Annotated in this window: 13 protein-coding genes; all 13 read left to right on the forward strand. The window is 37.8% G+C overall.

Going from position 1 to position 13,874, the window contains the following annotated elements; genetic code table 11:
* The first annotated feature begins 50 nt into the window (after nt 1-50).
* Nucleotides 51-353, forward strand: coding sequence for a bacteriocin immunity protein (locus tag CCC20_RS07970; RefSeq protein ID WP_003063477.1), 303 nt, complete (start codon nt 51-53; stop codon nt 351-353).
* A 14-nt stretch (nt 354-367) separates the two neighbouring features.
* Nucleotides 368-1,102, forward strand: coding sequence for an ABC transporter ATP-binding protein (locus tag CCC20_RS07975; RefSeq protein ID WP_003063479.1), 735 nt, complete (start codon nt 368-370; stop codon nt 1,100-1,102).
* Between the two features lie 4 nt (nt 1,103-1,106).
* The gene (locus CCC20_RS07980; protein WP_013851507.1) at nt 1,107-2,732 is read left to right on the forward strand and encodes a hypothetical protein; all 1,626 of its coding nucleotides are present in this window, start codon (nt 1,107-1,109) and stop codon (nt 2,730-2,732) included.
* Nucleotides 2,733-2,833: 101 nt separating this feature from the next.
* Nucleotides 2,834-3,637: a glutamate 5-kinase gene (gene proB, locus CCC20_RS07985; protein WP_041974199.1), complete on the forward strand. Its 804-nt coding sequence runs from the start codon at nt 2,834-2,836 to the stop codon at nt 3,635-3,637.
* 14 nt (nt 3,638-3,651) lie between these two features.
* Nucleotides 3,652-4,902: a glutamate-5-semialdehyde dehydrogenase gene (locus CCC20_RS07990; protein WP_041974196.1), complete on the forward strand. Its 1,251-nt coding sequence runs from the start codon at nt 3,652-3,654 to the stop codon at nt 4,900-4,902.
* A 150-nt stretch (nt 4,903-5,052) separates the two neighbouring features.
* Nucleotides 5,053-6,003: a 16S rRNA (cytosine(1402)-N(4))-methyltransferase RsmH gene (gene rsmH, locus CCC20_RS07995; protein WP_287179920.1), complete on the forward strand. Its 951-nt coding sequence runs from the start codon at nt 5,053-5,055 to the stop codon at nt 6,001-6,003.
* A gap of 2 nt (nt 6,004-6,005) precedes the next feature.
* A complete protein-coding gene (gene ftsL / locus CCC20_RS08000) occupies nt 6,006-6,329 on the forward strand; it encodes a cell division protein FtsL (protein ID WP_003063491.1) in 324 nt (107 codons plus the stop codon).
* Between the two features lie 9 nt (nt 6,330-6,338).
* Nucleotides 6,339-8,603, forward strand: coding sequence for a penicillin-binding protein PBP2X (gene pbp2x, locus CCC20_RS08005; RefSeq protein WP_048791213.1), 2,265 nt, complete (start codon nt 6,339-6,341; stop codon nt 8,601-8,603).
* Between the two features lie 6 nt (nt 8,604-8,609).
* Nucleotides 8,610-9,623 carry a phospho-N-acetylmuramoyl-pentapeptide-transferase gene (gene mraY / locus CCC20_RS08010; RefSeq protein ID WP_003063495.1) on the forward strand — a complete coding sequence of 338 codons (1,014 nt, stop codon included), beginning with the start codon at nt 8,610-8,612 and terminating at the stop codon, nt 9,621-9,623.
* Between the two features lie 195 nt (nt 9,624-9,818).
* Complete coding sequence (locus CCC20_RS08015) at nt 9,819-11,162, forward strand: DEAD/DEAH box helicase (protein ID WP_003063497.1); 1,344 nt, start codon at nt 9,819-9,821, stop codon at nt 11,160-11,162.
* A gap of 185 nt (nt 11,163-11,347) precedes the next feature.
* Complete coding sequence (locus tag CCC20_RS08020) at nt 11,348-12,172, forward strand: transporter substrate-binding domain-containing protein (RefSeq protein ID WP_058692755.1); 825 nt, start codon at nt 11,348-11,350, stop codon at nt 12,170-12,172.
* Between the two features lie 68 nt (nt 12,173-12,240).
* Nucleotides 12,241-13,044 carry an amino acid ABC transporter permease gene (locus CCC20_RS08025; RefSeq protein WP_003063501.1) on the forward strand — a complete coding sequence of 268 codons (804 nt, stop codon included), beginning with the start codon at nt 12,241-12,243 and terminating at the stop codon, nt 13,042-13,044.
* Nucleotides 13,044-13,787 (forward strand): amino acid ABC transporter ATP-binding protein, encoded by a 744-nt coding sequence (locus CCC20_RS08030; RefSeq protein ID WP_058692756.1) that lies wholly within the window; start codon nt 13,044-13,046, stop codon nt 13,785-13,787. Before CCC20_RS08025 ends, CCC20_RS08030 begins: the two co-directional genes overlap by 1 nt.
* Nucleotides 13,788-13,874 lie beyond the last annotated feature (87 nt).

Raw genomic sequence — 13,874 nt, forward strand, 5'->3', positions numbered from 1 at the left:
TATTTTTTGTATCACTTTAATAGTACAAATGAAAATGTTAGGGGGATTTTATGGAAGAGAAGTGCAGTGAATTATATAAGGCAATTAGGAATGCTTATGAAGATATGACTATTCGTCAAGATAACGATTTGTCAAAAATCTTACTTTCTGCGTCAAATGAGGTGATTAGGTCTGGAGATGCTGGGTTGAGTGCTCTTCATCTTGACCGTCAGTTAAGTCTGTATAGTACAAGGCATGATTTTTCGCTACCAAAAGGGGCAAAATTATTGAAACAGTTGACACAGGAATTTGCTGCGGATTACCGAAAGAGCAAAGAAGTTTCACAATGGATAAAACCATTATTAGGAGAGTAGAGAAGGAGCTAGGTATGATTCGATTTGATCATGTTTCAAAGTTGTATGGTGATAAGGAAGCGCTAAGTGATGTCAATATGACCATTGCTAATGGCGAAATTTTTGGCTTGATTGGGCATAATGGTGCAGGAAAAACAACGACGATTAGCATTTTAACGTCAATCATTGAAGCGAGCTATGGTGAGGTATATGTTGATGAGTTACCTCTTTCTGAGCACCGTGATGATATCAAAAAACGCATTGGTTATGTGCCTGATTCACCTGATATTTTCCTGAATTTGACGGCGATAGAATACTGGCATTTTTTAGCTAAAATTTATGACGTTGATGATAAGCTCACTGATGAACGGATTGAACGATTGTCACATTTGTTTGATATTGCGGAGAATATCAATGATTTGATTGATAGTTTTTCACACGGTATGCGTCAAAAAGTGATTCTTATTGGTGCTCTGATATCAAATCCAGATATTTGGATTTTAGATGAACCTTTGACAGGACTTGACCCACAGGCATCTTTTGATTTGAAAGAAATGATGAAAGAGCACGCGCGTGGTGGCAATACGGTTCTTTTCTCAACACATGTTCTTGCTGTTGCGGAGCAACTTTGTGACCGTATTGGAATTTTAAAAGATGGCAAGTTGATTTTTATCGGCACCTTAGATGAATTGAAAGCTAATCATCCTGATAAAGATTTAGAAACAATCTATCTTGAATTAGCAGGGCGTAAAGCGCAAGAGGAGGGCTAGGCGTATGAATTGGTCAACAGTTTGGGAGTTAATCAAGATTAATATCCTCTATTCTAGCCCACAGTCTGTCACGGCGGCAAAGCGAAAACAAGAACGCAAACCAAGCAAAGGTTTTTCGGCTTATAAGAGTGTGATGCGCCAGCAAATTCTCCTCAGCCTTTTGTTTGCGGTTATTTACATTTTTATGTATGCTAACATTGATTTTCGTTATTTCCCAGGGTATTTCTCTTTTTACATAGCGATTTTCTTTATCATGGCAACTCTAAATGCTTTTTCAGCCATGTATAGCATTTTTTATGAGAGCGATGATGTTCGGCTTTATGCACATTTGCCGATTAAATCGAGTGAACTTTATATGGCAAAAGTGATTTCCAGTTTTGGTATGGGCGTTACATTTTTAATGCCACTTTTGTCCTTGTTTTTTATCGCTTACTGGCAAATAGCAGGGCTTGTACTAGCGATTCCGTTGACAATTATCCTCTTTTTCGTTCTGTTTGCGGCTGTGATTTTGTTGGCACTTTATCTTAATAGTTTTGTGGGAAAAATCATTCTTCGAAGTCAGCACCGAAAAATCGTCTCGACTGTTCTCATGTCTATTTCAACGATTGGAGCAGTTGGTGCCATTCTTTACATGAATGTTATCAACAGTCAGAACATGACTTATGATGATAATGTTGCCCTTGCAGACCATACTGTTTTACCATATTTTCGTGGTTTTTATGACGTGGTAAAAGCACCATTTCAATCAGCGACTGTTCTTAATTTTTGGCTACCTTTGTTAGTGTTGATGATTTTAACAGTTGGGGTTGTCAAATGGTTGATGCCAACGTATTACAAAGAAGTTCTTTATGTTAAGCCTAAATCTAAGCCGAAACAAAAAGCATCGTCAGCATCTCAAAAAGCGTTGAAAGGTAAATCGTTGAAAACGATGATGATTCGTCACCATGTGTCAACATTACAAAATGCGACCTTGCTGACACAAACTTATTTATTGCCTTTGATTTATGTGGTGATTTTTATTACACCGAGTGTGACAAGTGGAGTTAGCTTGGCTGAAGTACCGAATGATTATTTTGGTGTGGCAATGCTTATCGGAATTGTTTTGGGAAGTTTTTGTAGCACGCCAAGCTCATTTGTTGGGGTAGGGATTTCATTGGAGAAAGAAAATCTGACTATCTTTAAAGCTCTACCAATCAATTTCAAGGATTTTCTTGTTCAAAAATTTTTAACGCTGGTAGGACTCCAAGCACTTGTTCCAGCTATCGTTTATTTATTAGTGGGCTTGTTTGTTTTAAAAGCATCGCTAGTCTTGGTCATTTTCTTTATCCTAGGACTTCTTGCGAGTATTTTGCTTCAGGGACAACTTATGTATCGCCGTGATTTTAAATTTCTTGATTTAAAATGGCAAGATGTGACCCAACTTTTTAACCGTCACGCAGGACAATGGCTGACCCTCGCTATTATCCTAATCGCTTTAGTAGTAGGTGGAAGTCTAGGGGCAAGCACATTTTTACTCGGAGCTCTACTCAAAGATGTTCTGTTGGCGAATGTTTTGTTTGCAATACTGGCTGTTTTGATAGGAATCGCTTCTCAAATAGTGATTTACCACACATTTTGGAAAAAGTTATAAAAAAATTTCCTAAAGGGTATTGTGTTAAAAATCCCATTGATTTCGTAATAAAGCTAATAAAAACAGTTCCTCGGACTGTTTTTTTAGTGTATAATAGGCATATGAAACGAAATTTTGAAACTGTTAATCGAATTGTTATAAAAATTGGGACAAGCTCGCTTGTCATGCCAAATGGCAAAATTAATCTTGAAAAAATTGACCAACTAGCTTTTGTTATCTCTAGCTTGATGAATAAAGGAAAAGATGTTATTTTGGTGTCATCTGGTGCCATGGGTTTTGGGCTCAATGTGTTAAATATGGACAAACGTCCGACAGAAATTGCACGTCAACAGGCGGTGTCAAGTGTTGGGCAGGTTGCTATGATGAGCCTTTATTCTCAAATCTTTTCGCACTATCAGACAGAAGTTAGTCAGCTGTTGATTACACGTGATGTTATTGAATATCCTGAAAGCTTAGAAAATTTCACTAATGCCTTTGAAATGTTATTAACAATGGGAATTGTGCCAATTGTTAACGAAAACGATGCTATTAGCGTTGATGAAATGGACCATACGACAAAATTTGGTGATAATGACCGACTTTCAGCGATTGTAGCCAAGGTAACCAAAGCAGATTTGTTAATTATGTTATCAGATATTGACGGACTTTACGATAAAAATCCAAATATCTATGATGATGCCAAACTTCGCGAACACGTTACTGAAATTACGGACGAAATCATTAAATCAGCGGGCGGTGCTGGAAGTAAATTTGGCACGGGAGGCATGCTCAGCAAGATTAAGAGTGCTCAAATGATTTTTGACAATAACAGTCAGATGATTTTGATGAACGGTACAAATCCGCGTGATATTTTAAAAGTTTTAGAAGGTGCTAATATTGGAACGTGGTTTTCACAAGTGAACTAAAAGGAGGACCAAAGATGGGCTATATTGATGAATTAGGTAAAAATGCTAAAGTAGCTAGCCGAAGTCTGGTAAAGCTTGGAACTGCTGAAAAAAATCAGATTTTAGGACAAGTTGAGGATGCTTTGCTTGCAGAGACAGACTATATTTTGGCTGAAAATGCACGTGATGTTGACCAAGCACAAAAAAATGGTATTTCGCCTGTTATGGTTGACCGTTTGCGCCTAGATGCTAAGCGTATTGAGGGGATTGTTGAGGGCGTCCGTCAAGTTGCGGATTTGCAAGACCCGATTGGTCAGGTTGTCCGTGGTTATACCAATCTTGATGGCTTGAAAATCGTTCAAAAACGTGTACCACTTGGCGTGATTGCCATGATTTTTGAAAGCCGTCCAAATGTATCTGTTGATGCTTTCAGCCTTGCTTTTAAAACAAGTAATGCTATTATTTTGCGTGGTGGTCGCGATGCCATTCATTCTAATACAGCCCTTGTGACGGTTATCCGAAAAACTCTTGCTAAAGCAGGTGTAAATGAAAACGTCATTCAGCTTGTTGAGGATACTAGCCATGCCGTGGCTGAAGAATTAATGCAAGCTGTTGATTATGTTGATGTTCTTATTCCACGTGGCGGAGCTCGTTTAATTCAAACGGTCAAAGAAAAATCAAAAGTTCCTGTTATTGAAACAGGTGTCGGAAATGTTCACATTTACGTTGATGATTCGGCTGACCTTGATATAGCAACGAAGATTGTGATTAATGCTAAAACGCAACGTCCAAGTGTTTGTAATGCTGCAGAAAGCTTGCTTGTTCACAAAGCGGTAGCAAAAACATTCTTACCACAGTTAGAAGAAGCAATTGCGAAAGTTCATGCTGTTGAATTTCGTGCAGATGATAAAGCGCTAGCTATTTTCAAAAATGCAGTAGCCGCAACAGACGAGGATTACGGTACAGAATTTTTAGATTATGTCATGTCTGTCAAAGTGGTTGATTCTGTTGATGACGCTATTGATTGGGTGAATCGTTACACGACTCATCATTCAGAAGCGATTATCACCAAAGAGCTTGAACACGCGGAACGTTTCCAAGATGAAGTGGATGCGGCTGCGGTTTATGTCAATGCCTCAACACGCTTCACAGATGGTTTTGTCTTTGGATTGGGTGCAGAAATTGGTATTTCAACGCAAAAAATGCATGCGCGTGGTCCAATGGGCTTGGAAGCTTTGACAAGTACAAAATTTTACATTAATGGTAAAGGACAAATTCGAGAATAATTGATTTTTGCTTACTGCTTGTCCTTATGCAGATGGCAGCCTTTACAATAAAAAATATCACCAAAAGCTTGATATTATCAGCTTTTGGTTTTTGTATTTCTTGTAGAGGTTTTAAGGAAGAATCTTGTAATTTATGATATAATGAAAGGTATGACAACAGATTTTCATCATATTACAGTGCTTCTACATGAAACCGTTGATATGCTTGATATCAAGCCTGATGGCATCTATGTAGATGCAACGCTTGGTGGGGCAGGGCACAGTGAGTACTTACTTTCTAAGCTTGGACCGACTGGTCATCTTTACGCGTTTGACCAAGACCAGACGGCTATTGATAATGCACAAATTCGTTTAAAAGACTATATTGAAAAAGGACAAGTTACTTTTATCAAGGACAATTTCCGTAATCTTGTTTCAAATTTAGCCATGCATGGAGTAACTGAGATTGACGGTATTTTATATGACCTTGGAGTATCTAGTCCGCAATTAGATGAACGTGAGCGTGGTTTTTCTTATAAAAAAGATGCTTCGCTCGATATGCGTATGAATCGTGACCAAGACTTGTCAGCTTATGACGTGGTTAATACTTATGATTATCATGACTTGGTTCGTATTTTTTTCAAGTATGGCGAGGACAAATTCTCAAAACAAATTGCACGTAAAATTGAGCAAGCGAGAACAGTTAAGCCGATTGAGACAACGACAGAATTAGCAGAAATCATTAAATCTGCTAAGCCTGCTAAGGAACTCAAGAAAAAAGGACATCCTGCGAAGCAGATTTTCCAAGCCATTCGTATTGAAGTTAATGATGAACTCGGTGCGGCAGATGAGTCTATTCAACAAGCTATTGAGCTATTGGCAGTTGATGGGCGTATTTCAGTGATTACTTTCCATTCTTTGGAAGACCGTTTGACAAAACAATTATTCAAAGAGGCTTCTACTGTAGATGTGCCGAAAGGGTTGCCTTTTATTCCTGAGGATATGCAACCTAAGCTTACTTTGGTTAATCGAAAACCTATTTTACCAAGCGAAGAAGAGTTAGAAGTCAATAATCGTTCTCACTCAGCCAAGCTCCGTGTGGCTAGAAAGGTTCGTAAATAATTATGACAGATAAACATCGTAACGAAGCTATTTCTAATGCTCTTAAAAGACGGATTAGAAAATTTTCGAGAATTGAAAAAGTTTTTTATGGTGCTATTATTTTGACGGCTATTACTATGGCTGTTAGTATTATTTACCTACAGAGTCGTAATCTACAAGTGCAACAAGAAATCACAAATCTCAATAGTCAGATAAGTGATATGCAGACAGATTATGATAATGCTAAACAAGAGGTTAACGAATTGACAAGTCGTGACCGTATTGAACAAATAGCAGGAAATGCAGGCTTGACCAGCCAACAGGATAATATTAAACAGGTGGAGTAAAAATAGTCTATGAAGAAATTAATAAACCGTTTTTTAGACTATGTGGTAAAGGATAGACGAACGCCCAACAAAAACCGTGAGCGTGTTGGTCAGAATTTGATGATTCTGGCAGTCTTCCTTTTCTTTGTGTTTGTTATCAATTTTGCTATTATTATTGGGACAGATACAAAGTTCGGACACAATTTGTCAACAGAAGCGTCAGAAGTTTATCAGAAAGAAGTGACTGTTCAGGCTAAACGTGGTACGATTTATGACCGTAATGGTGTTGCTCTTGCAGAGGATTCAACAACCTACAGTATCTATGCTATTATTTCAACATCTTATGTTTCATCAACAGGCGAAAAACTATATGTCAAAAAATCTCAGTATGAGAAAGTGGCAGAGATTTTAAATGAAAAGCTTGGAATTGACAAAAATGAAGTGCTCAGTCAGCTTAAACAAGATGGGCTTTTCCAAGTTTCTTTTGGAAGTTCAGGTTCTGGGTTGTCATATAGTACAAAATTAGCTATTGAAACAGCTATGGACGAAGCTGGCATTAAAGGAATTGGTTTCACTTCAACACCTGGACGCATGTATCCAAATGGTGTTTTTGCTTCACAATTCCTTGGTTTGACACAACTAAAAGAGAACAAAGATGGTACATCGAGTCTTGTAGGTACATCAGGTCTTGAAGCAGCTTTAGATGATATTTTGTCAGGGACAGACGGTAAAGTGATTTATCAAAAAGATAAAAATGGTAATCTGTTACTTGGTACCGAAACAACAGTTAAACAAGCTATCGATGGGAAAGATGTTTACACAACACTTTCTGAACCATTGCAATCTTACTTGGAATCTCAAATGGATATCTTCCAAAATGAAGCCCAAGGAACATATGCTAGTGCCACAGTTGTTAATGCAAAAACAGGTGAAATTTTAGCTACGACACAACGTCCAACTTACAATGCGCAAACCTTGGATGGCTATAGTGAGGACAATCTAAAAACTTGGAACACCCTACTCTATCAGAACTATTACGAACCAGGGTCAACCATGAAAGTTATGACCCTTGCTTCAGCGATTGATGATGGTGTTTTCAATCCTAATGAGGTTATTTCAACAATCAATGGTATCACAGTTGCTGATACGACAATCAATGACTGGAATGTTAATGAAGGAATGACTTCGGTTCAGTACTTAACTTATGCCCAAGGTTTTGCTTGGTCAAGTAACGTTGCCATGACTAGCCTTGAACAAAAAATGGGTAATGACAAGTGGCTTACTTATCTTTCGCGTTTTAAATTTGGTTATCCAACACGTTTTGGTATGCTAAATGAAGATAGCGGTTTGCTACCTTCTGACAATGAAGTAACGGTAGCCATGAGTTCATTTGGTCAAGGTATTGGTGTCACACAAGTACAAATGTTGCGTGCCTTTACAGCTATCTCTAATGGTGGTGTCATGCTAGAGCCGCAATTCATTAGTCAGATCTACGATTCAAATACTAATTCGACACGTGTAGCGACATCAGAAGTTGTTGGTAATCCTGTTTCAGAAGATGCTGCTGACCAAACACTTGATTACATGGTAACCGTTGGTACTGATTCACAATATGGTACATTGTATAACGGCACAACAGGTCAACCATATATCCAAGTTGGTGACTATTCCGTCGCCGTTAAATCTGGTACTGCCCAAATTGCCGCTTCGGCTGAAGACGGTGGTGGGTACTTAACAGGAGATAATGATTACATTTACTCAGTTGTTGCGATTGTGCCATCAGATGATCCAGAATTTATTATGTATGTAACGCTTCAACAACCATCTGAACAATTCAGAGCTATGTATTGGCAAGATGTTATCAATCCTGTGCTTGAAAGAGCGATGATGATTAAAGATACTTTGACTAGTACAGCAGTAACGGGAACTGATAAAGAAACCGAATATACACTAAAAGATTATATCGGTGAAAACCCAGGGGATACAGCCCAAGAACTTCGTGATAACCTTGTACAACCAGTTGTTGTTGGTTCGGGTAGCAAGATTAAGAAAATGTCTAAGAAAGTCGGTAGCAATCTTTCTGCCAACGAGCAAATCTTACTTTGGACGGGTAATCTTGAAACAGTACCAGATATGTATGGTTGGACGAAAGAAAATGTTGAAAAATTTGCTAAATGGACTGGAATTAAGATAACCTTTAAAGGTTCTGATTCGGGAACAGTCACGAAACAAAGTGTCGAATCCGAAACAGATATCGACGGTGTTAAAAAAATTACAATTACTCTAGGAGAATAAACTAAGATGTTTTTAAGTTTAATCGCAGGTATTGTCGCTTTTGCGTTGACAGTATTTGCCATGCCCCACTTTATTCGTATTTACCAACTCAAGAAGATCGGCGGGCAACAAATGCACGAGGATGTCAAACAACATTTGGCTAAAGCTGGTACTCCAACCATGGGAGGAACAGTTTTTCTAACAGTTGGAATCCTTGTTAGTCTCATTTTTAGCTTGTTAATCGAAAAGCAAAACGGTGCTTCAATGGGAGCAACGGCAGGCATTCTTTTGGTGGTTCTCATTTATGGTATTATTGGTTTTCTTGATGATTTTTTGAAGATCTTTAAACAAATTAATGAAGGATTGACACCTTGGCAAAAAATGAGCTTGCAAATTATTGGTGGTTTGATTTTCTACTTCGTTCATGTCCGTCCAAGCGGAACAGATGATTTAAATATCTTTGGTTTTGACCTTCATCTTGGTATTCTTTACGTTTTCTTTGTTCTTTTCTGGGTTGTTGGTTTTTCAAACGCCGTTAATTTGACAGACGGTATTGACGGTTTGGCTTCTATTTCAGTTGCTATCAGCTTGGTTGCCTATGGTATCATCGCCTTTGCTCAACGACAATTTGATGTCTTGTTGATTATCGTGACAATGATTGGTGCTTTGTTTGGCTTCTTTGTTTTTAACCATAAACCTGCCAAAATCTTTATGGGTGATGTGGGAAGTTTGGCTTTAGGAGCAATGCTTGCAGCGATTTCCATTGCGCTTCGCCAAGAATGGACTTTGTTAATCATTGGTATCGTTTATGTCTTTGAAACAAGTTCAGTCATGCTTCAAGTGTCATATTTCAAATACACGAAGAAAAAATATGGTGAAGGGCGTCGTATTTTCCGCATGACACCATTCCATCATCATTTGGAACTTGGTGGTTTGACAGGAAAATCAGAAAAATGGTCAGAATGGAAAGTTGATGCTTTTTTGTGGAGTGTTGGGGCTATTGCAAGTATTTTGACCTTGATTGCACTTTACACATTTTAATAAATGAACGAGCTGGGTTTTCAGCTCGTTTTTGATTCTAAATCGCAGTGTACTTTGCTTTAATCCCCCTTTTAATGATATAATAAAAGAGAACGAAAAAATTCGCTTAGTCGTTTTTGGCTGGGGATTAAACGATAAGTAAATATAGAGAACTTTTCAAGTGAAACTTGATGAGATAAGAAATTGAGGTAAAGCATGTCTTTTAATGATTTTAATTTTAAGCCCTACATTCGTGAGGCGCTTGCAGAGCTTAAATTCACAAATCCGACAGAAGTACAACAAAAGTTAATTCCTGTTGTGCGTTCTGGTCGTGATTTGGTTGGAGAATCTAAAACTGGTTCAGGAAAAACACACACTTTCTTGTTGCCGATTTTTGAGAAATTAGATGAAAACAGTAATAATGTTCAGGTGGTTATCACAGCACCAAGCCGTGAGTTGGCAACGCAAATTTATCAAGCAACCAAACAAATTGCTGAAAAATCTGAAACAGAAATTCGTGTGGTAAACTACGTTGGTGGTACAGATAAACTACGTCAAATTGAAAAATTGAAATCATCTCAGCCACACATCGTCATTGGTACACCTGGTCGTATCTATGATTTGGTCAAATCAGGTGATTTGGAAATTTATAAAGCTCATACCTTTGTTGTTGATGAAGCTGATATGACGCTTGATATGGGATTCCTTGATACAGTGGATAAGATTGCAGGGACATTGCCAAAAGATGTTCAAATTTTGGTTTTCTCAGCGACTATTCCACAAAAATTGCAACCCTTCTTGAAAAAATATTTGACAAATCCAGTCATGGAAAAAATCAAGACAACTACTGTTATCGCAGATACAATCGATAATTGGTTGGTTTCAACTAAGGGACGTGATAAAAATGCGCAAATCTTGGAAATCACTAAAGCCCTAAATCCATATCTTGCCATGATTTTTGTAAACACAAAAGAACGTGCAGATGAATTGCATAGCTATCTTGTGTCAAATGGATTGAAAGTGGCAAAAATTCACGGCGATATTCCTCCACGTGAACGTAAACGCACCATGAACCAAATCAAAAAACTGTCATACGAATACATTGTGGCGACAGATTTGGCAGCGCGTGGGATTGATATTGAAGGAGTTAGTCATGTTATCAATGATGCTATTCCGCAAGATTTATCATTCTTTGTGCACCGTGTTGGACGTACAGGACGTAATGATTTAAATGGTATTGCGATTACGCTTTACAAACCAAGTGACGATTCTGATATTCGTGAACTTGAAAAAATGGGGATTAAATTTGTCCCTAAAATGCTTAAAAACGGTGAATTTCAAGATACTTACGACCGTGACCGTCGAGCTAACCGCGAAAAATCTTACCAAAAATTAGATACTGAAATGATCGGTCTGGTTAAAAAGAAAAAGAAAAAAATTAAACCAGGCTACAAGAAAAAAATTCAATGGAAAGTTGATGAAAAACGCAAACGTGAACGCCGTGCCGCTAATCGTGCCAAAGGACGTGCTGAACGTAAAGCAAGAAAACAAACTTTCTAGAAAACAGAATCCCGAAATAACTTCGGGATTTTTATTTTAAGCAAGTAGCGCTTGGTTAGCTTTGTCAAGAAATGTGATTTATTTCCTGATAGTTTTTTCTTATCAAGTCCATAGAAAAAATGTATTGGGAAAGTGTGGCTAAGTTTGATAGACTGGAAAGGAATTATTAGAAAAGAGGAAGACAAATGAAAAAGAGGAGATTACTATCGTTTGGTTTCTTGGTTATGCTGACACTAGCTCTGGCGGCTTGTTCCAATCAATCACAATCAAGTGGTAAAACAGTCATCAAAGTGGCAACAGACTCAGATACAGCACCATTTACTTACAAAGAAAATGACACCTTTAAAGGTTATGATATTGATGTGGTGAAAGCCATTTTTAAGGATTCCAAGAAATATAAAGTTGAATTTGTGACAACGGCGTTTGATTCTATTTTAACAGGAGTAGATGCAGACCGTTACCAAATTGCGGCAAATGACTTTAACTATAATGAAGAACGTGCTGAAAAGTACCTTTTCTCAGACCCAATTTCTAAATCAAACTATGCCATAACAAGTGCTGAAGGGACAAGTTATGATAGTCTTGATGATTTATCTGGAAAATCAACTGAAGTGATTTCAGGTTCTAACTATGCTCAAGTTTTAGAAAAATGGAACGATGAAAATTCTGATAAAGAGCCGATTAAGATTAATTACGCTTCTAGCTCAACAGGATTGACAACACGTGTGCAACATATTGAAAATGGGACAATCGACTTTATTTTGTATGATGCGATTTCATCGAATTATCTCGTTGAGGACCAAGGCTTCAATTTGACAGTGACCAATGTAACAGATGATATTGGCGGCGCGACAGATGGTTTAGAGTACCTATTGTTTGCGGATACAGATGAAGGAACCAAACTACAAAAATTTGTCAATAAACGTATCAAAGAATTAAAAGACGATGGCACATTGGCTGAATTAAGCGAGCAATATTTTGGTGGCGACTTCGTTTCAACAATCAATTAAAAATGAAAAAGAAAAGGATTGGTGATAGGGCTATCGTTATAGTGTAGGATAATAGAAAAGGAGTTCATATGACTTTAACAACATTAGCAGCTGGCTTGTCTTGGTATGATAAGTTGGTTGAAAAAATTCCAGAAGGTCAATTATTCAGTTGGCGAGCGGTTTTTGATGCCATTCCGTCTTTAATAGAACGTTTACCAACAACGCTTGGCTTAACAATAGCAGGTGCGATATTTGGCTTGTTGTTAGCTTTACTATTTGCTATCGTGAAAATCAATCGCACAAAGGTTTTGTATCCGATTCAAGCTGTTTTTGTTAGCTTTTTACGTGGAACACCTATCCTTGTTCAACTCATGTTGACTTACTACGGTATCCCACTTTTCTTGAAATTTCTCAAAATAAGATACGGTTTTGATTGGAATATCAATGCTATTCCAGCATCTGTTTTTGCGGTAACTGCATTTGCTTTCAATGAAGCGGCATACACTAGCGAAACCATTCGAGCTGCGATTCAAGCTGTTAATATCGGAGAAATTGAAGCTGCGCGTAGCTTGGGAATGACCTCCTTTCAAGTTTACCGTCGCGTAATTATTCCAAATGCAGCTGTCATTGCAACGCCGACGTTGATTAACAGCTTGATTGGCTTGACGAAGGGAACATCATTGGCATTTAACGCAGGTATTGTTGAAATGTTTGCCCAAGCGCAGATTTTAGGAGGTTCGGATTATCGTTATTTTGAACGTTACATTTCAGTTGCGCTTGTTTACTGGGTAATCAGTATTATTATTGAACAAATCGGTCGTCTCATCGAAAAACGAATGGATATCGATACGCCTCAATCAAGTCAAAAAGAAGTGACAGGAGATATTCGCTAATGATTAAAATTACAAATTTAACCAAAGAATTTTCAGGGCAAAAAGTTTTAGCTGGTTTGGATGTTGATATTCAAAAGGGAGAAGTTCTAGCTCTTGTCGGTGCTTCAGGTGCAGGAAAATCAACCTTCTTGCGTAGTCTAAATTTTTTAGAAAAACCTGATTTTGGTAGTATTGCTATTGGTGATTTCAAAGTTGATTTTCAAACGATTTCTAAGGAAGATGTCCTTGTTTTACGTCGTAAATTAGCTATGGTTTTCCAACAATTTAATCTCTTTGAACGCCGAACAGCCCTTGAAAATGTCAAAGAAGGCTTAAAAATTGTCAAGAAGCTTCCAGATAGTGAAGCGACAAAAATTGCGAAAGAAGAATTAGCTAAGGTTGGTTTGTCTGACCGTGAAAACTATTACCCACGTCATTTATCAGGTGGGCAAAAACAGCGGGTGGCTTTGGCGCGTGCTTTGGCAATGAAACCAGATATCCTCTTGCTTGATGAACCCACATCAGCACTTGACCCAGAGCTTGTTGGAGAAGTTGAAAAATCAATTGCGGATGCCGCTAAAGCAGGGCAAACAATGATTTTGGTTAGCCATGACATGAACTTTGTTTATCAAGTGGCAGACAAGGTTTTATTCCTTGATAAGGGGCATATTCTTGAAGCTGGTAAACCAGATGATGTTTTCAATCATCCAAAAGAAGCTAGAACCAAAGAATTCTTCGCAAACTATACAAAAACGTATATTTAACCACTAACTTTTGTTATAATGAGAGCTGGGAGACTTTTTCAGCTCTTTTTAGAGTGATAAAGCAAAAATTGATTTAAGTATAGGTGA

The organism is Streptococcus sp. LMAG:39, assembly GCF_008680485.1.
GTDB lineage: Bacteria > Bacillota > Bacilli > Lactobacillales > Streptococcaceae > Streptococcus > Streptococcus pasteurianus.

Excerpts from the sequence above, each read along its gene's own strand:
- CCC20_RS07970 (WP_003063477.1), top strand. The coding sequence starts at position 51 with ATGGAAGAGAAGTGCAGTGAATTATATAAGGCAATTAGGAATGCTTAT.
- CCC20_RS07975 (WP_003063479.1), top strand. The coding sequence starts at position 368 with ATGATTCGATTTGATCATGTTTCAAAGTTGTATGGTGATAAGGAAGCG.
- CCC20_RS07980 (WP_013851507.1), top strand. The coding sequence starts at position 1,107 with ATGAATTGGTCAACAGTTTGGGAGTTAATCAAGATTAATATCCTCTAT.
- proB (WP_041974199.1), top strand. The coding sequence starts at position 2,834 with ATGAAACGAAATTTTGAAACTGTTAATCGAATTGTTATAAAAATTGGG.
- CCC20_RS07990 (WP_041974196.1), top strand. The coding sequence starts at position 3,652 with ATGGGCTATATTGATGAATTAGGTAAAAATGCTAAAGTAGCTAGCCGA.
- rsmH (WP_287179920.1), top strand. The coding sequence starts at position 5,053 with ATGACAACAGATTTTCATCATATTACAGTGCTTCTACATGAAACCGTT.
- ftsL (WP_003063491.1), top strand. The coding sequence starts at position 6,006 with ATGACAGATAAACATCGTAACGAAGCTATTTCTAATGCTCTTAAAAGA.
- pbp2x (WP_048791213.1), top strand. The coding sequence starts at position 6,339 with ATGAAGAAATTAATAAACCGTTTTTTAGACTATGTGGTAAAGGATAGA.
- mraY (WP_003063495.1), top strand. The coding sequence starts at position 8,610 with ATGTTTTTAAGTTTAATCGCAGGTATTGTCGCTTTTGCGTTGACAGTA.
- CCC20_RS08015 (WP_003063497.1), top strand. The coding sequence starts at position 9,819 with ATGTCTTTTAATGATTTTAATTTTAAGCCCTACATTCGTGAGGCGCTT.
- CCC20_RS08020 (WP_058692755.1), top strand. The coding sequence starts at position 11,348 with ATGAAAAAGAGGAGATTACTATCGTTTGGTTTCTTGGTTATGCTGACA.
- CCC20_RS08025 (WP_003063501.1), top strand. The coding sequence starts at position 12,241 with ATGACTTTAACAACATTAGCAGCTGGCTTGTCTTGGTATGATAAGTTG.
- CCC20_RS08030 (WP_058692756.1), top strand. The coding sequence starts at position 13,044 with ATGATTAAAATTACAAATTTAACCAAAGAATTTTCAGGGCAAAAAGTT.